This window comes from Neobacillus sp. GCM10023253 (assembly GCF_042653105.1).
Lineage (GTDB): Bacteria > Bacillota > Bacilli > Bacillales > Cytobacillaceae > Neobacillus > Neobacillus citreus.
Genome location: NZ_JBHSHV010000003.1, coordinates 149,826 through 167,742, shown reverse-complemented (window position 1 = coordinate 167,742; position 17,917 = coordinate 149,826). Strand labels below are relative to the sequence as shown.

The following is a 17,917-nucleotide window of genomic DNA, read 5'->3' as shown; positions in this document are numbered from 1 at the left end:
TTAAAGATATATGTTAAGAAAGGTTTAATTAGAAGAATTAAACTTGAGTTTCCCTAAGGAATTCTTGAATGCGCTCTGCCGCCTCAGAGATCCGTTTCGAAGGCTGAACCAAGGCAATCCGGACATAGCCTTCACCAAGCTTTCCAAACGCATCTCCAGGAATAACCGCAACTCCTTTACTGTCAATCAGTTCAAAGGCAAAGCGACGGGATGTCCATCCTGATGGGATTTTTGCCCAGACAAACATTGTCGCCGGAGATTTTGCCGCCTGCCACCCGCCTTTTGAAAGGCCTGATATCAATGCATCACGCCGTTTCTCGTATTCTCTCACTTGTGATTGCAAAAATGAGAAATCCGAAGTCAAAGCAGTTATGGCTGCTTTTTGGATTGGATAAAACACACCATAATCGATATGAGATTTTAAAGAAGCCAGGATGGCAAGTGCTTGTTCATTCCCGACCGCATAGCCAATCCGGCAGCCTGCCATATTAAATGTTTTGGAAAGTGAATTAAACTCAATCCCAACCTCCTTTGCTCCCGGAATCGACATGAAACTAATTTGCGGATTGTTATCAAAAATTAACTCAGAATAGGCAAAATCATGCAAAACTAGGATTTCATGCTTTTTGGCAAAACGGATCACCTCTTGGAAAAAGCTTCTGTCAGCGAGAGCGGTAACCGGATTACCTGGATAACTGATAATCATCAATTTGGTTTTCTCTAGAACCTTTGCAGGAATTTCATCTAGTTGAGGGAGAAACCTGTTTTCCTCCAATAACGGCATTGGATAAATATTTCCGCCAGCAATCGTCACACTTGCCTCATAGATTGGATATCCAGGGTCAGGTACCAGAACATAATCGCCAGGGTTAATAACCGCCATCGCTAAATGAGCAAGTCCATCCTGCGAACCCATTAGCTGAATAACCTCAGATGCCGGATTAAGTTCTACATCGTAACGCTGTTTATAAAAATAACTAACGGCTTCATTAAATTCAGGAATCCCTTTTAAAGTGTAGCCATATTTACTTCGGTCCATTGCCGCTTCTGCTAATGCCTCGACTACAAACGCTGGCGGTGCAAAATCCGGGCTTCCGACACTCAAATCGATGACATCAATTCCATTTTTTAATGCCTTTTGCTTTTGATCGGCCACCTTTTGAAAAATACTCGATGACATTTTTTGAAGTTTCTCGGATGCAACGATATTCATAGAATTCCCCTCATTCTTTATTTATTCGAAATTTTTCGCAAAATAATATTTTTATATATTTTAACATATTTTTTGGTAATCAAGGCCATACCTCGTCAAGTATGTCCCTAAATAGTTCATCCAGTATTGGGGAAATATCCTGTTTCGGAAAAGACGTTTTCTTTGCGTAATCCTCAATTCGATTTATTTCATTCTCCAAAAATTCATTAATAATAAAAACCTTTGGCTCAAGGTTAAGTTCATCGCCCCGTATTTTCCTATCAAGCAAAGTATTGATTTCATTTTTAAGAGGGCCGTCCATAATAAGGTCCGCCACTAATGCCTGGAATTCAATAGGCGGGACACTATTATATTTTTCAATCCATTTACAGGCTAAAACCGGCCTCAGCACATAAAAGTATTTCTTAATTTTCACTTCATCTGCTTGAAGATAGTCACGGTAATTCCCTTTGGCCATATTCAGGTAATGATAAAGGGCCGACTGAGGCCGGAACACCTGGTTTTGGATTGCCTTCATTTTATCTACTAAAGAATAGGCCTGATAATATACAATTCCCGAATGTAGCCATTCCATTAGGGGCGGGTTTGATTTTTTAAAAAGCCTGAGTGCTTTACGAAGCTCCCATCCATTTATATCCAAGAGATTATTTATTGGCAGTTCTATAACATCCCGCTTTTCTTCAATGGAAAGATACCATTCTTTTTTGGGGACATAAATAAACCTAACATCATAGTCGCTGTCTTTTGAAGGAAATCCCCATGCCCTGCTGCCTGACTCAACAGCATAGCAAATTTTAACGGCATATTGCTCTTCGATTTTTTTTAATTCCTCGATAATTTTCTCTTTCACTACTAACCGCCCCCGATTCCTTTTCTTTATCATACAAAAAAAGGGTTCAGGGTCCAAATGAAATTCTCGTCAGAACGGCCAAGAAGCCCTATCCGTATTGGATAGGGCTTCTTTTTTAAAGTTTTGTCATAATAGATAGTAGGTTGTTCGGAACTAGCTAATTTTCTTCAGTTCTTCTGTCAATTGAAGAAATAATTCCTTGTTACCGTCTTGTAACGTTTGGTCGATTTCCTTCCGGATCTTCTCCCTTTTAAATTCAAGCAGGGCGTTGTTTAAAAACATCTCAGCAAGGACAGAATCAGTGTTTTCATCCGAATGTTGCGGGGAATTAAGTAACTTCTTTTCCATGGAAATCAACTCCTTGAGCTTTTTTTTATTATACAGTTAGTTTTCTAAAAATTCAAACACTTTATTTTGGAAATTTTAAAAAATTTAGGAATTAAAAAAGGAGTTATTTAAATTTATTGTTGTATGGATTAATAAAAGGGGGAATATTAATTTCATCTATTTTTGTTAATTGGGAGGAAGGATGATGGAGCAGAATGTTGTAGCAGGGTATAAGCCGCTAAATAACATTAATGTTTATTATGAATTTTATCCTAATCCAAACGCAGAAAGGACCTTCGTTTTATTGCACGGTTTTCTTTCTTCCACCTTCACCTATCGTCATTTAATTTCGTTATTAAAGAATGAGTATCAGGTGTTATCTATTGATCTTCCCCCTTTTGGGAAAAGTGCAAAATGCAGCCGATATATCTACTCCTATAAAAATTTAGCCGATACCGTCATACAGCTTATCGAATCACTGGGCTTAAAAAAAATGACTTTCATCGGCCATTCTATGGGTGGACAAATTGTCTTAAATATTCTTCACCTAAAACAGGAGCTTGCCGACAAGGCTATTTTACTCTGCAGCTCAGCCTATTTAAAACGCGCGAAACTTCCGCTCATTCTTACCAGCTACCTGCCTTACTTTCATCGCTTCGTAAAGTATTGGTTTGCCAGAACCGGGGTAGAGAAAAACCTTCAGGAGGCCCTTTATAACCATTCCATTATTAATGAAGAGATGATAAATGGCTATCTGCAGCCCTTTTTACAGGATGAAATATTTGTTGCCTTAACACGGATGATTCGCGATCGCGAAGGCGATCTTCCACCGGAAATTTTAAAACAAATCAAAACACCTTGCTTATTAATCTGGGGTGACCAGGACAAATCAGTGCCTTTAAAAATTGGAGAGAAATTGAACAAGGACCTAGCAAACTCGGAATTGATTATCTTAAAAGAAACCGGCCATGCTCTGCCAGAGGAACGTCCCATGGAAGTATTCGAATATATAAAAAACTACATTGGCAAATTCCAAACAAATGCATCCAGCTGAAAAACTTATGAACATTATGCAAATAAACCCGCCAGGTTTGCGATACTGGCGGGTAATTCCTTATTTATATCGGTTATCTGCATTTTGGTATTTTTCATCATGAAGATGATCAATAAACTCATTGGAGATTTCCCCCAAATGAATCATTTGTTCTCCTTGGTTAATTGTTTCTCCAGTTTGGAAATATGACCCTGGAATTGTAAAGTCAATTAATGGTTCACCTGCAATACTGGATATACCGATATACAAATTATCAGGTGCATCCTTCATTTTTAGCAGTTCTTTTAAGGAGATATTCTGATTGTTGACTTTAAATTGAACCTTGATTTCATAAGTGTCAATGGTTTCAGTGAGTATTTGCACCAATTCATCCTGCTGTTCTTCGGTAAGGTCGGTGGTATCATCAAGACCTACAAATTTTTCCAAAAGGGAGTCGTACAAATCCATTTGGTCCAACTGATATTTGTTTTTCTCTTCTACCTGCCCAAGATAATTAAAAAACTTTTCAGACTCTTCTTCAGTAATCCCAATTTCGTTTAATTCACTTTCTATATCAGCCATATACTCATCATGATTGACATAAAAGTCTAATGCAGAATCCAAATCCTCTATGAACTTATACTCCCCCAGAGAATCACCAAAATGATTCAACAAATCATCCATTTCTTTCTGGGAAAGATGATACTTCGTTAATAGTTCCTGCAAATTTTGTTCATTGATAGGTGTTCCGAGGAACTCACGAAGTTCATCAATTGAAGCAAATTCATCCATGGGAATTTCATAAAAGTCAAGGTAATCCTGAAGTTCTTGCTTCGTCCAACCAATTTCCTGCAAATACTGGTTTAGTTCTGAATCTGATGGCGCTGCAGATACAAAAGGAACACTAAACAAAAACATGAACAGGATGAAGGAAAAGCTAATGATCCTCTTTAAATTCAATTTATTTCCCTCCTCAGAACATTGTTCAATATTAATGTTCCCTTTGTAAAAAAGTTAAGAAATGAAAATTATTGGCTGATTTGGTTAAATTAAAAATTGCAAAAAAAAGATGCCTCATATCGGCACCCGTTTCGATTAATAAAAACAAGCAAGCTGGAAAACCTATTTAAACCAGCCTTTTTCCTTTGATTGGGTTATGGCTTCAATCCGGTTTTTTACCTCCAGTTTATCGAGAATAATGGAGATGTAATTCCGGACCGTCCCTGTTTTGATACTAAGCTCTTCCGCTATTTCTTTTGTGTTTTTGCCGTCTGCTACCAGTTCTAATACCTCACGTTCCCGGTCTGTTAATGGATTTTCTTCGGCGTACACATCATCCATTAATTCTGGCGCATAAATTCGTCTTCCTGCCACAACACTTCGGATGGAACTTGCCAATTCTTCACTTGGGCTATCCTTTAAAAGATATCCACTTACCCCTGCCTTTAAAGCCCGCTGAAAATACCCTGATCGGGCAAAGGTTGTCAAAATGATCACCTTGCAGCTTAGACACTTAATTTCCTCTGCGGCCTCAAGTCCGCTTTTGCCGGGCATCTCAATATCCATTATACAAACATCAGGACTTAGATTCTTGACAAGAGTAACAGCATCTTCTCCGTTGGTGGCCTTCCCGACTACCTCCATGTCCTCTTCCAAATTAAGTAATGACCCAAAAGCTCCGAGAAGCATTTGTTGATCTTCGGCGATGACAATCCTAATCATTTCCAACTCTCCTATCCTGGCGAGGTTTTAAGTCTACTGGGACTTTAATAATTATAGCAGTACCATTGCTTGTCAATAGCTCTAAACTGCCGTTGATAAATTCCAGCCTTTCCTGCATCCCTCTTAAACCATGGCCATCAGAAATTTTCCCCTTGGCAGTTTTAAATGAACCATTATCATGTATCGTCATCACGACTTCTTTCTGCGTTTGATCAATAGAGATTAAACAACTGCTAGCCCCGCTGTGTTTCACAACATTATTAATCGCTTCTTTTAAGCACATGCTTAAAATATTCTCAGTAAATGGCGTGACATTTGTTAAAATAAATTCTCCTCTGCATTCCAGATTGATTTGAGCCGCTGCAAGCATTTGTTTAATACGCTGAATTTCATCCTTTAAACGAATTCCCCGCATGGAGGAAACCATTTTTCTTACTTCACTTAATGCAGTTCGGGCCGTAGCTTGAACATCTTTTAGTTCGTTTCGGGCTTGATCGGGGTCCTTCGAGATTAATTTTCTTGCTAAATCAGACTTTAGCCCAATCATGGAAAGTTTTTGCCCCAGTGTATCATGAAGGTCGCGGGCAATCCGTTCTCTCTCCTCGAGTTTAATCAGTTCAGAAATCCGTTTGTTGGCATCCTCGAGTTTTTCTTCAAGCTGCCCTCTCTCCTTGCGGTTATGAATACTAAATGGAAGGAGAATGACGCTAATCCAAATAATGATGACAAATGGGAGTTGCTGCAAAAACAATTTTTCATGGATGACAATGCTGTAATTGATGGAAGCGGAAGTACTTAGCAAATGGATAAAGTACAATGTAAAGAAAGCAACCCGATCCTTGATATTTCCTAGATAGTAAGCAAGAAAAAAAGCGAAATATACATAGCTGAAAAGGCTGGTTGCCGTTATGGAAATCGCAATCAAAATCATTGTCCAAACATATACAAGCCAGCCTTTGGAAATAAAGGCAATCCGATAGAAAATAAAGAACGCCAATGTCAGCGCAATCCCAACAACGATTTGCAGTGTTGTTGGAGCCTGAAAAATAAAATAAAATGGCAAAATACAAAGAACAGTCCAAATATACGGTGCAATCCCGTTCGCTTTTTGGAATGTCAGTAAACTCTTTAGCATAGCTGAACCTCTTTTTTTCCTGAAATCCTTTACTTTCTATCATAGCCGAAAACGATTAAATTTTCCTCTTTATACTCTTTATTTTATGAAAACAAAACAGCTTTAAAGCCCATGAATAAAAAATAAAAACACGGCTATCCAAATGGACAGCCGTGTTTCAAATCATTATTTTGCATTTACAAATACTTTTACACTTTCTTCAAGGCGGTTAACCACTTGTTGATGGCTTTTTCTTGCTGCTTTTACATAACCATCTGTAACTTGCTGCCAGCTGCCTCTGCGCGCTCTTGAGTACTCAACATATTTTTCACTATTCTCAATAAAACTATTTTCGGTGCGAGCAACCAAATCAAGTCCCGCAGCGATCGGAGCAGCCACCAATTGTTCAATCCTGCCATTTACTTCTTCAATTTGTTCTTTTAATTCTGGGCGAACAACTTTTTTTGCTTCTTCTTTTACAAGTCCGTTGGAAACACCCTTGACTAATTCACTATTGGTGTTTCTAAAAGTACGGTATAGATTTCCAAGCGAAAATCTGAATTCTTGATTAAACTTTACTACCTCTTTAACTGCATTTAAGTAAGCATCTTCCCTGCTTTCACGAATCTTTCTGGCACGGTCTAAGGATTGTTCATATTGATTCCAAAGTGTGTCAACTAATTGGTTGGTCTGAAGAGATTCTTCAGCTTGGCCATTTTTCTTTGTTGTGCTCATATTTCTTCCTCCTTTTTCATTATAAGTCCAATCGCTTAAAGCTGGCATTTTCTTTATGTAATTTCATTGCTAGTCTATATATGTAATTTACACCTATGTGTTATATTTTGTCAACACCGATTATATAATAAAATAATCAGAATATTGTAAATGTATATATTATAGAAATGAAGGAAACAAAGGTTATTAAAAATCACAGGGAGGAATGCAATTTGCGTAATTTTTTTAAAGTCACCCACGAAATTCCTTATTTACGACTCGGTGCCGGTGAGCCTTTAGTTTTTATTCATGGACTTGGGGAGGTAAAAGAAGGTTGGTTACATCAGTTTGAATTAGCAGATCAATATGACTTAATTATTCCTGATTTACGAGGACACGGTGAATATCAAAAGCCTGGTGAGATTTCAATAAAAAACTTCGCAGCCGATTGTATAAGTCTTATTAAAGGGCTAGGCTTTGAAAGCGCCCACATTTGCGGTTTATCCATGGGCGGCATGGTTGCACAAGAGATTTACCGTCAGGCACCAGAAGTGTGCCGTTCCTTAATGCTGGTCAGCACGTTCCATTATGCCCCGAAAAATTTCGGGAAATTATTTTTAGCCTATAGAAAGGCACGGGCAGAAAATAAGTCTCCAGACATTACAAGAGAAACTGCAGCAAAGGTTTGCCTGTATACTTGGTCGGATGAGAATTTTGAGCAATTTTACGAATTTTACCGTCCGAACAAGGAATATTATTTTAAAGCCATGGAAGCGTGTCTTAAGGTCAATAATTTAACACTCCTTCCAAAAATCGAGGTGCCGACCCTTATTATTGGCGGACAATATGATTCCGTAACACCTGTCTGGATTCAATATTTAATGCATAAACAAATCCGCCACTCCGAGTTTGTCGTTTTTAGAAATACCGGCCATGTTGCTAAACTTGAAGCAAAAGACGCGTTTAATGAAGTGCTTCGCAATTTTTTGAATAAACACCAGGCTGCAAGTTAAGGGGAAGGAAGTTATTCCTTCCTCTTTTATGCAACACTATTTACTATATATGTCCTTGTACCTTACTTTATTCCTACTTCTTTATTATAGAGGATTGGAACGGCTGGATGCCCACTGATCTACAATTTTGCCAAATAATCCAGAAAGCGCCAGGCCTACATGCCCCGTTTCAACAACCACATACGTTTTATCCTCGCTGGAAACTAGGTCCATGATTGGTTTACTTTGATCTTCCAAGATTAAATGGTCTCTAGAACCAGAAATAACATATAAGTTGGCTTTAATATTTTTTAAGTCCGCCTTTTTATTGCCAATAACCAACTCACCCTTTACCAGTTTATTTTCTTTAAAAAGGTCATTGGATAATTGACGGTAGGCTTCTCCTGCAAATGGAACCTGATCAACTGTCCATTTGTTCATCCGCTGCCATTTATCAACATAACGCTGGTCATGTGCCCTTGAAAGCAGCATTGTGTAGTTAGTAAAATAAACAGGTGCTTGCATTGCCCTGAACATGCCTTCGACCATTTTAGGCGGGATGTTGCCATAAACATCTATAAAGCTGTCTATGTTAATATCACCGTTTCTAATGCCTTCTGTCCATTTATCCGGACCAATAGCCGGTTGGAAATCAATTGGCACAGTTGCAACGATTAAATTTTTAATCGGCTCATCAGCAATTGACGCATAAATGGAAGCAATCGTTCCGCCCAGGCAATAACCGACAACGGTAATTTCATCCGCTCCGGAATGGCGGATTGCACGCTTGACCGCAGTTCTTAAATACTTGTCGATATAAGTATCGAGACCAATTTTTTTGTCCTCGTAGCCTGGTGCACCCCAATCTAACAAATACACCTCATAGCCTAAATTTGTGAGACCCTCGATCACGCTGGTCTTGGGAGCAACATCTAAAATATATGGCTTATTAAACAAGGAGTAAACAAAAAATAATGGAATTTCATATTTTTTTTGTTTAGCTGGATAATGCCATAAAACCGATTTATTTTTCCGCCATACTTCGTTTCTTGGCGAGTGCCCCATTTTCGGCGCAGGTCCAGTTAATGCTTTAACAACATTCTTCCAACGTGCCGTTTCTTTCTCATAATTCAATTCTGGAATCAAATTCCTAAAAGGTGTCTCTACAGCCACGGTAATGTTTCCCTCCCTTTAAAATTATTTAGATGATCCTGCACTAGAAAACACAGGTTGCTCCGTTTTTTCCTTTTCAATCAGACCCTTAATAGCGTCAAGTTCTTCTTTAAAGTTACTTAACTTCAATAGTTCAAATTTCATTTCCTGAAGTTCGGCGTGCAGGCTCTTTGTATCGGACAGTTCTTTTTTTGACTTAACCAGATCTTGTTTTAGCTGTTTTGTCAGTTTAATGATTTCCTTGGAAACTTCTACGACACTTTCAATCTCTTTACTCTGTGATTTTACAGAATCTTGTAAATCCCAAATTTGCTCTTCAAGAGCCTCCATTTTCTCTTCTGCTTGAATCGTTAAGTTTGCCACATTTGTAACGTCGCTCTTCGTCGGTAAATTTAGGACACTTGCGAAGGCTTCTTGATTTTTTTTCAATTGCTCCAGATAACGGGTTTGCACTTCAGTTCCGAAATTGGACATTTTGACAAACTCATTGTTATTTGTCCACAGGTAGATAAAATCATTGATTTGCTTTTCCCACAAAAGACTTAACTTATGAAAGGATTCATACGGATCATATTTTTTCTCTGACATTAACATTCACCTCGTTATGATTTTGTTGATTCAACCGCGTTTTTCATGAATTTTTGAAAAGGAAAAATGGCTGCTTTTAATTGTTTTGAGAATAAATCAACAAATATTTTTTGATTTTCATATAGTACATTAGTAGTTTTCTTTACACTATCAATATATTTTTCACGTGCTTTTTTCCTGAAAGCCAGATATTGCTCGACGGCATCCAGATACTTGTCTAGTGCCTGACCGCCGGTTAACGCCTTTACCGGAGTTAACAGTAGAGCTGCCGTTTTTTGTTGAATGTCATCCACAACTTTATTGATTTCCTCGTAAGATTTAACAGGGAAGAAATGCTGCAAAGTCGTGGTTGTTACAAGTAATTCTTCACGCGCAGCTTTTTCCCATTCCTTGACTTCACGGTCAAATTGCTCAGTGACCGCTTTTAGATTTTCCTGATTGCGCTTAACGCTTTCTACATAGTTCTTAACCGCTGACAAGAATAGCTCATCGCGCTTATTAAAACGATTAGCCCATGCATCTAATTCATCAAAGCCAATCTTCCAAATCAGCTCAAGGCTTGACAATTGATTTTCAACATTAACCTCAACCTCTAACTCTTTTTCATTTTTCTCAGTCATTGGTTATTCCTCCATTTCGAATTCTATTTGAAATAATCGCTTTAGTTGTATTAATTCCTTTTCAAGCGATGTAAGATTACCTGCTTTTAATTCTTTTTCTTCCGTCCGCAAAACAACCAGCAGTTCTTCCCATGATTGTCGTACCATTTTTAAATGAGTTAAATTTATTTGCTGCCTTTTTTTAAAACTATAGATTGTGTCGTCGAGCAGGTCGATTTTCTCCACACAATCTACCAATCTAATTGAAAGCTCTGCTACTTCATCTTTATTGGGAAGGTCTAATCGTTTTAACCATCTAGTTGTTAACTTTCTGTGAATTTTTAACCGAGCCAAATGGGCATCCATTGCCCTCCCCCATGCTAGGGTAAAGCCCCGGCTATTAGTGAGTTCATGGATTCTTTTATTTATTTTCGCTTCGAGTTCTCTGGAAAAAGCAACTTCGTCCTGGTGCGTGGTTTCCATTTGATTCCCTCTTACTAACCGGTTGGTATGTTTTTCTTAACATATGTACTAATATGTCAATCTAAACATATTTACTGGAACCCTACAAGGCTATCTCTTAAAAATTCAGAAAAATTTTAAAAAGTGCTTGCGGACCTATTCCACACTTGCAGTCGTTCCACCATCAACCACCAATACATGACCGAATACATAGTCTGATGCTGATGATGCTAAAAATAGCGCCGGCCCCTTCATATCTTCATCGGAACCAAAACGTCCTGCGGGTGTACGATCAAGAATACTTTCACCAGAATAGCCCAAAATGGCTTTGGTCATTTTTGTTGGGAAAAACCCTGGTGCAATGGCATTCACATGGACATTATGCGGTGCCAATTTTACTGCTAAATCTTTTGTTAATGTAATGACGGCACCCTTGCTGACAGAATAACCAATGGCATCCATGACTTCAGGTTTCTGACCGCCCATACCGGCAATCGAAGCAATATTAATGATTTTTCCGGAACGCTGCTCGACCATAATTTTTCCAACAGCCTGAGAAAATAAAAACACTGCTTTCAGGTTGATATCCATTACCTTATCCCATTTATCTGCTGGCATTTCAAGTGCAGGGGCTCCCCAGCTTGTGCCGCTGTTATTAACCAAGATATCAATTGAGCCAAATTCTTTTAGCGTTTCGTCCACAACATGCTGGATATCTTCAGGATTTGATACATCACATTTAAATGCAAGTGAGCGAACACCTTTTTCCTTGAGTGCATCGCTTAATTGCTGACATGCTTCAATATCTCTTGAACAAACAACAACATTAGCACCTGCTTCTGCATACACAGTGGCAATTTGCTGTCCTAAGCCTCTGCCACCGCCTGTAACAATCGCCGTTTTTCCTTGTAAACTGAATAAATCTTGTAAACTCATCTTAAATTCCTCCTAGTTGACTATTAGGCTTTTACTTTTTGTTTTTCTTGGTCTCTTAATACTCTTCTTAGCAGTTTCCCAACTGAAGATTTTGGCAGCTCCGGAAGGATTTCTACATCTTTTGGCGCCTTATATGGTGCTAGGTTTTCCTTTCCAAACTGTTTGATTTCTTCTTCGCTAATAGAATAACCCGCTTTTAGCTTTACATAAGCCTTTACGGTTTCGCCGCGATAAGGGTCTGGAACGCCCACTACCACCACTTCTTCGATTTCTTCCAGCTGATAGAGAACCCCTTCAATTTCGGTTGGATAAACATTGAAGCCGCTTGCAATAATCATATCTTTCTTGCGGTCAACAATATAAAAGTATCCATCTTCATCCATTTTTGCCATATCGCCAGTAAACAGCCAGCCATCCTTTATTACTGCATCCGTATCTTCAGGACGATTCCAGTATCCTTTCATAACCTGCGGCCCTTTGACGATGATCTCCCCAGCCTCACCAACCGGTGCATCGACAAAGCCATCTTCTGTTTCGTGAACGATTCTGGCAATTGTACTCTGAACTGGAATGCCGATACTTCCGTGCTTTCTTGGCACAAATGGAGGACTAAAAATGACTGTTGGTGCTGCTTCAGATAAACCGTATCCATCACGCAGCTGTTTCCCTGTCCTCTTTTCAAACACTTTGGCCGCTTCTATTGGAAGTGGAGCACCACCGCAGTTCACGTAGTATAGTGAATCAAAACCAGCATCCTCTAGTCCCTCTTGGCTGTTTAATGCAAAGAACATGGTTGGAACACCTGAGAATTGGAATGGTTTTTCACGTTTGACAATCTCCATTACTTCCTTTGGATCGAAGCGCGGCAGGATAATTTGGTTGGCACCTTCTCTGATTCCGCAAAGCGCAACACTTGATAATCCATAGACATGGAACATCGGCAAAACAGTTATGATTTTAAAATCTTCTGGTTTGTCATCACATGTTTTATAAGCAAAATCACAAACCTGTGTTAAATTGGCTAAAAGATTCGTATGGGTAAGCATTACCCCTTTGGAGAGACCGGTTGTTCCACCGGTATATTGAAGCACAGCGACATCTTCTTCACGGTCAATGTCTACCTCTGGAAGACTAGCTTCCTTATCAAGGAATTCATCGAAATAAACATCACCATCTGCAAGATCAATTTTGGCACCGCCAAAATTAACAACAATCACCTTTTTTAACGAAGTATTTGACTGGACTTTTTTCGCTTTTGGGTAAAGCGCATCGAGGACCACCATGTACTCTGAACCGGAGTCATTTAAAACATGCTCTATTTCTCTTTCAACATACATGGGATTAACTTGGACATTGATCCCTCCAAGGCGAAAAGTCCCGAATAAAGTAAATATGTAATGAGGTGAATTTGGCAGCATTATGGCTAAACGACTGCCTTTAACAAATCCTGCTCTATGTAAGGCTGAAGCAAATCGGTCAACAATCGTTTTGGTATCATTGAAGCTGGTTACATTTCCCAAAAACGTCATTGCCGGTTTCGTATTAAAACGATTTACCGATTTCTCCAGAAAGTGGTAAAGAGAATTATACTCAATCTGAAGATGCTCATCCAACCTTGAATCATAAACTTTAAGCCACGGCTTTTGCTGATAAACCATAAAAAACTATGCCTCCCCTTGATATTAAAGTAAAACAAAGATTGTTAGAATATTAATATAATTTTAATTATTGAAGCAAAGTTTAGATTTGTAAACCAATGCTTATCGACAAAATTCCACAAATATCAGCGAATATCCTTAAGGTACCATTGATTAAATTCATTCCATATTTAATTCATGGGTTTTTTTTAATAAAATCCCTTTTACCCAAAATAGTTCTTTGTCGAATATTGTTGGAATTTTTCCCCATTCACTCCCCGCCCAATCTATCCCCTCGCCGAAGCCAACTGAATGACACTATCTTAGGAAAACGCTTTCATTTTGAGATGAATAACAAAAAGGTGTCAGGCACCACAAAAAGACATCTGTCCTTGTTCCGTGGACAGTTTAGGTGCACGCAATCAGTCCATGAATTTGTGATTTTTAGACATGTCCTTAGGGCTATGGTCATATATTTTAATATTATGATTAAAGGAGTTGTGCTTGCGTGCCGATTACGAATGCAAATGGAATTGATCTTTATTATGAGGTTCATGGTGAAGGGGAGCCGCTTTTATTGATTATGGGGTTATCCCTTGATTCCAGGTCATGGTATAGAACTCTGCCAGCTCTAGCGGAACACTATAAAGTAATTATTTTTGATAATCGTGGTGTAGGCTTAAGCGATAAGCCCAATACCCCGTATTCTATTGAATTGATGGCAGAAGATGCACGGGCAGTCCTCGATGCTGCAGGAGTTAATGTTGCACATGTTTATGGTATTTCCATGGGCGGAATGATTGCCCAAAGGCTGGCAATAAAATATCCAGAACGGATTAAATCCCTTATCCTTGGGTGTACCACTTCCGGCGGTACAAATCATGTTCAGCCAGGGGCGGATGTCTCTATGCTTATGCTGTCCAGGGCTTCGTCCACTGCGACTCCTGAGGAAATGGCATGGGCCACTGCCCCCATCCTATACAGCCAATCATTTATTGAAAATCAGCGCAATCTCGTAGCAGAGGATATTAAAGTAAGAATCGAAAGGCCGATTCTTCCATACGCATACATGCTTCAGCTCCAAGCATGCCTTGCCCACGACACTTACAGTGAACTGCAACAACTTAAAGTACCAACTCTAGTTATTCACGGCGATGAAGATCGTTTAGTCCCATATGAAAATGGCGTTACCCTGGCAGAGAATATCGAAAATGCCGAATTTCTAACAGTTAAAGGCGCAGGGCATATCTATGTTACCGAAGCCACTGAGCTAGTTAATCAAAAAGCACTGGAATTTCTAAAAAAACAATAATCCAGAAAAATGCCCTATCGATCACGACTGGGCATTTTTCTGTGCAGCTAAAACTATTAAACTTTATTCCTACAAGCAAATGGAATATAAATATATTAAGCCTTCACTTTTGCAATCTCTTCATCCCGCAAAACTCTTCTAAGCAGCTTTCCAACTGATGATTTTGGCAATTCCACTAGTATTTCTACCTCTTTAGGAGCCTTATAAGGTGCCAGGTTGGCTTTTGCAAACGCAATAATCTCTTCTACAGAAATTCCACAGCCATCTTTTAGTTTAATAAACGCCTTCACCGTTTCGCCACGATAGCTATCAGGAACACCGATTACGATCGCCTCTTCTACACCCTCCAGCTTATAGAGGACTTCTTCCACCTCGCGCGGATATACATTGTAACCGCTGGCAATAATCATGTCCTTCTTCCGGTCAAGAATATAGAGATAGCCATCTTCATCCATTTTTGCAATGTCACCAGTGAACAGCCAGCCATCCTTGATTACATCTTCCGTATCTTTCGGACGGTTCCAATATCCTTTCATGACCTGAGGCCCTTTAACAATTAATTCTCCTGATTCACCAACAGGGACATCCACATATTCTCCGTCTTCAATCTCCCGGACAATTCTAACCACTGTACTTGGTACCGGTATGCCGATACTTCCATACCTTCTCGGTAAAAACGGCGGATTGAATGCAATCGTTGGAGATGCTTCAGAAAGCCCGTAGCCATCGCGGAGGGTTGAACCTGTAATATTTTCAAATGCTTTCGCCTGCTCCACTGGTAACGGCGCCCCGCCGCTGCCTGCATAATATACATCTGCAAAACCGCAATCCTTTAATGCTTCAGACAAACTATTCAATGCAAAATACATTGTTGGAACTCCAGCAAAGATAAATGGCTTTTCCCGCTTAATGGTTTCCATAACCTCTTTTAAATCAAAGCGAGGCAGGATAATCTGGTTAGCGCCTTCGCGAATTCCGCAAAGAGCTACACTTGACAGTCCATAGACGTGAAACATTGGCAGGACGGTAATCATTTTAAAAGAGTCTGGGACATCATCACAGGTATTATAAATAAAATCGCAGACCTGATTGAAATTCGCTAAAAGATTGTAGTGGGTCAGCATAACACCTTTCGGCACACCAGTTGTTCCACCAGTATATTGCAGGACCGCGATATCCTCATGCGGGTCTATTTCCACTTCTGGAAGTTTGACATCATCTTGAAGTGCTGCTTCAAAATAATAATCTCCTTCGCCGAGCTCGCCTCGGTTACCGGTTAAGTTCACTGCTACGACCCTTTTTAGAGATGTGCTCGGCTGGACCTTTTTAACCCTAGGATAGAATGAGTCCAGCACAATCATATATTTAGCACCCGAGTCCTCCAAAACGTATTCGATTTCCCTTTCGACATACATTGGATTCATTTGGACAACAATCCCGCCTAAACGAAAAACTGCAAATAAGCTGAATATATAGTGAGGGCAATTAGGAAGCATAATTGCGGCTCGGTCGCCCTTTTTAAAGCCTTCTTTATGTAATGCAGACGCGAGTCTGTCGACCATCCATTTTGTTTCCTTGAAGCTATAAACTTTCCCATAGAAAGTGAATGCTGGTTTTTCGCTAAAACGATCTACGGCACTTTCTAAAAAATCATAAAGAGACTCGTGCTTTACACTTACATGCTCTTCCACTCTAGGATCATACCATTTCAACCAAGGCTTTTGCTGATACACCATTACACATCCTCCTCAAAAATTTAATGAATGGTCATACTCCAACAGGCAATTTTCATAAAAAATACTTATTGGAATATAATTCAATTTAAATTATTGATAGGTTTGGAAAAATTGTAAACGCGATAATCTCGACACATTTCGGCATGTACCCTGTTATTTACGGACTAAACTCCCTTAATTATCTACCTCTCGAGCTGTCAACGACAGAAAGATGTCGAAATTCAGCAATTTATCAGAAGTATTTCACAAAACTTTAACAATTTTTTGTGAATAACTTTTGACAAAAAAAGGATGACCCGTTAAAAGGATCATCCTTCATTTACATTATTGTTTTAACATCTGGAAAACCTGCTCAACGTCTTTATCCCCGCGTCCTGAAAGATTTACAATTAACACATCGTCCGATGATAATTCTTTGGCCAGCTTCACTGCATGGGCAACCGCATGAGAACTTTCAAGCGCTGGAATAATGCCTTCTGTTTTACTCAAAAGTTGAAACGCTTCTAACGCTTCCTGACCGGTTGCTGTAACATACTCCGCTCTGCCGCTCTCTTTTAAATAGCTGTGTTCTGGACCAACACCTGGATAGTCCAGACCTGCCGCAATGGAATAGGTTGGCTTTGGCTCCCCTTTTTCATCGATTAGTGTCAAGCATTTAAAACCGTGGATAACAGCCGGCACCCCTTCTGTCAAGGTCGGAGCCTCTGCTGGTTCAACACCAATTAACCAGACATTTTTCTCATCGATATAGTGGGCAAATGCACCGATGGCATTGCTGCCCCCACCTGCACAGGCAATCACGGCTGTTGGGAGCTTTCCTTCTTTTTCAAGAACCTGGCGCTTTGATTCCTCACTGATAATCGCTTGGAAATGCTTCACCATGGTTGGATATGGATGCGGGCCAACTGCTGAACCAAGCAAATAAAAGGTATTTTGATAGTTTTGGACAAGGTCCCCTAAAGCCTCATCTACAGCATCCTTTAAACGCCCCTGTCCTTTGGTTACTGGAATCACCTTTGCCCCCAATAATTCCATACGGAAAACATTTAACGCTTGCCGCTCTGTGTCCAATTTTCCCATATAGATGATACATTCCATGTCAAACATCGCACAGGCGGTTGCGGTTGCTACACCATGCTGGCCAGCGCCCGTTTCTGCGATAATCCGCTTCGCTCCCATCCGTTTTGCCAGCAAAATCTGCCCAATCGCGTTATTAATTTTATGGGCCCCGGTATGATTTAAATCTTCCCGTTTCAAATAGATTTTCGCCCCGCCAATTTGTTTTGTTAAGTTTTCGGCGAATGTTAATGGATTTTCTCTTCCAATGTACTCCCTGAGATAATAATTATATTCTTCAATGAATTCGGGGTCATCCTTGTATTTTAAAAATTGCTGTTCCAATTTGTTTAGAACTCCTTGTAAATCCTCTGGAACAAAACTGCCTCCGAATTCGCCAAAATACCCTTTGCTTGCTACGCTCAAATTTTCCATACTCATCTCAACTCGTCT

General features: G+C 39.5%; 18 protein-coding genes. 3 read left to right on the top strand and 15 right to left on the bottom strand.

Features of this window, described 5'->3' with window-relative positions; translation table 11 throughout:
• Window positions 1–37: 37 nt before the first annotated feature.
• From ACFPA1_RS01205 to ACFPA1_RS01195, 3 genes are all read right to left on the bottom strand, one after another.
• On the bottom strand, window positions 38–1,213 hold the full coding sequence (locus tag ACFPA1_RS01205; RefSeq protein WP_378580923.1) for an LL-diaminopimelate aminotransferase: 1,176 nt from the start codon (window positions 1,211–1,213) through the stop codon (window positions 38–40).
• A 79-nt stretch (window positions 1,214–1,292) separates the two neighbouring features.
• Window positions 1,293–2,063 carry a DNA polymerase beta superfamily protein gene (locus tag ACFPA1_RS01200; RefSeq protein ID WP_213140956.1) on the bottom strand — a complete coding sequence of 257 codons (771 nt, stop codon included), beginning with the start codon at window positions 2,061–2,063 and terminating at the stop codon, window positions 1,293–1,295.
• 153 nt (window positions 2,064–2,216) lie between these two features.
• Window positions 2,217–2,411: an IDEAL domain-containing protein gene (locus ACFPA1_RS01195; RefSeq protein WP_213140957.1), complete on the bottom strand. Its 195-nt coding sequence runs from the start codon at window positions 2,409–2,411 to the stop codon at window positions 2,217–2,219.
• Window positions 2,412–2,595: 184 nt separating this feature from the next.
• Between ACFPA1_RS01195 and ACFPA1_RS01190 the strand changes: the two genes are divergently transcribed.
• The gene (locus ACFPA1_RS01190) at window positions 2,596–3,444 is read left to right on the top strand and encodes an alpha/beta fold hydrolase (protein WP_213141317.1); all 849 of its coding nucleotides are present in this window, start codon (window positions 2,596–2,598) and stop codon (window positions 3,442–3,444) included.
• Between the two features lie 60 nt (window positions 3,445–3,504).
• On the opposite strand, the gene ACFPA1_RS01185 is transcribed toward ACFPA1_RS01190, so the two are convergent.
• The 4 genes from ACFPA1_RS01185 to ACFPA1_RS01170 all read right to left on the bottom strand — a co-directional run bounded on the left by ACFPA1_RS01185 (window position 3,505) and on the right by ACFPA1_RS01170 (window position 6,994).
• Window positions 3,505–4,383: a processed acidic surface protein gene (locus tag ACFPA1_RS01185; RefSeq protein ID WP_213140958.1), complete on the bottom strand. Its 879-nt coding sequence runs from the start codon at window positions 4,381–4,383 to the stop codon at window positions 3,505–3,507.
• 162 nt (window positions 4,384–4,545) lie between these two features.
• A complete protein-coding gene (locus ACFPA1_RS01180) occupies window positions 4,546–5,145 on the bottom strand; it encodes a response regulator transcription factor (protein WP_213140959.1) in 600 nt (199 codons plus the stop codon).
• On the bottom strand, window positions 5,138–6,280 hold the full coding sequence (locus ACFPA1_RS01175) for a sensor histidine kinase (RefSeq protein ID WP_213140960.1): 1,143 nt from the start codon (window positions 6,278–6,280) through the stop codon (window positions 5,138–5,140). The genes ACFPA1_RS01180 and ACFPA1_RS01175 overlap by 8 nt, the downstream gene beginning before the upstream one ends.
• A 165-nt stretch (window positions 6,281–6,445) precedes the next feature.
• A complete protein-coding gene (locus ACFPA1_RS01170) occupies window positions 6,446–6,994 on the bottom strand; it encodes a hypothetical protein (RefSeq protein WP_378580920.1) in 549 nt (182 codons plus the stop codon).
• A gap of 212 nt (window positions 6,995–7,206) precedes the next feature.
• Here ACFPA1_RS01170 and ACFPA1_RS01165 point away from each other — a divergent pair, with 212 nt between their 5' ends.
• Window positions 7,207–7,986, top strand: coding sequence for an alpha/beta fold hydrolase (locus tag ACFPA1_RS01165; RefSeq protein WP_213140962.1), 780 nt, complete (start codon window positions 7,207–7,209; stop codon window positions 7,984–7,986).
• An 84-nt stretch (window positions 7,987–8,070) separates the two neighbouring features.
• Here the strand turns inward: ACFPA1_RS01165 and ACFPA1_RS01160 are convergent, their stop codons facing one another.
• The 6 genes from ACFPA1_RS01160 to ACFPA1_RS01135 form a co-directional block, all read right to left on the bottom strand.
• Window positions 8,071–9,138, bottom strand: a complete 1,068-nt coding sequence (locus ACFPA1_RS01160) for an alpha/beta fold hydrolase (RefSeq protein WP_213140963.1) — start codon at window positions 9,136–9,138, stop codon at window positions 8,071–8,073.
• A 24-nt stretch (window positions 9,139–9,162) separates the two neighbouring features.
• Window positions 9,163–9,726 carry a polyhydroxyalkanoate biosynthesis repressor PhaR gene (locus ACFPA1_RS01155; RefSeq protein ID WP_241114071.1) on the bottom strand — a complete coding sequence of 188 codons (564 nt, stop codon included), beginning with the start codon at window positions 9,724–9,726 and terminating at the stop codon, window positions 9,163–9,165.
• A gap of 14 nt (window positions 9,727–9,740) precedes the next feature.
• Window positions 9,741–10,346: a hypothetical protein gene (locus tag ACFPA1_RS01150; protein WP_378580917.1), complete on the bottom strand. Its 606-nt coding sequence runs from the start codon at window positions 10,344–10,346 to the stop codon at window positions 9,741–9,743.
• Between the two features lie 3 nt (window positions 10,347–10,349).
• Entirely contained in the window at window positions 10,350–10,808 is a 459-nt protein-coding gene (locus ACFPA1_RS01145) for a hypothetical protein (protein ID WP_213140966.1), read from the bottom strand.
• A 135-nt stretch (window positions 10,809–10,943) separates the two neighbouring features.
• Window positions 10,944–11,723: an SDR family oxidoreductase gene (locus tag ACFPA1_RS01140; RefSeq protein ID WP_378580915.1), complete on the bottom strand. Its 780-nt coding sequence runs from the start codon at window positions 11,721–11,723 to the stop codon at window positions 10,944–10,946.
• Window positions 11,724–11,746: 23 nt separating this feature from the next.
• Window positions 11,747–13,381 (bottom strand): long-chain-fatty-acid--CoA ligase, encoded by a 1,635-nt coding sequence (locus tag ACFPA1_RS01135; RefSeq protein ID WP_378580913.1) that lies wholly within the window; start codon window positions 13,379–13,381, stop codon window positions 11,747–11,749.
• A 487-nt stretch (window positions 13,382–13,868) separates the two neighbouring features.
• On the opposite strand from ACFPA1_RS01135, the gene ACFPA1_RS01130 reads away from it, so the two are divergent.
• On the top strand, window positions 13,869–14,672 hold the full coding sequence (locus ACFPA1_RS01130) for an alpha/beta fold hydrolase (protein ID WP_378580911.1): 804 nt from the start codon (window positions 13,869–13,871) through the stop codon (window positions 14,670–14,672).
• Between the two features lie 95 nt (window positions 14,673–14,767).
• On the opposite strand, the gene ACFPA1_RS01125 is transcribed toward ACFPA1_RS01130, so the two are convergent.
• Together ACFPA1_RS01125 and trpB are read right to left on the bottom strand one after the other, a co-directional pair.
• Entirely contained in the window at window positions 14,768–16,408 is a 1,641-nt protein-coding gene (locus ACFPA1_RS01125; RefSeq protein ID WP_378580909.1) for a long-chain-fatty-acid--CoA ligase, read from the bottom strand.
• A 324-nt stretch (window positions 16,409–16,732) separates the two neighbouring features.
• A complete protein-coding gene (gene trpB, locus ACFPA1_RS01120; protein ID WP_213141318.1) occupies window positions 16,733–17,899 on the bottom strand; it encodes a tryptophan synthase subunit beta in 1,167 nt (388 codons plus the stop codon).
• Window positions 17,900–17,917: the final 18 nt, after the last annotated feature.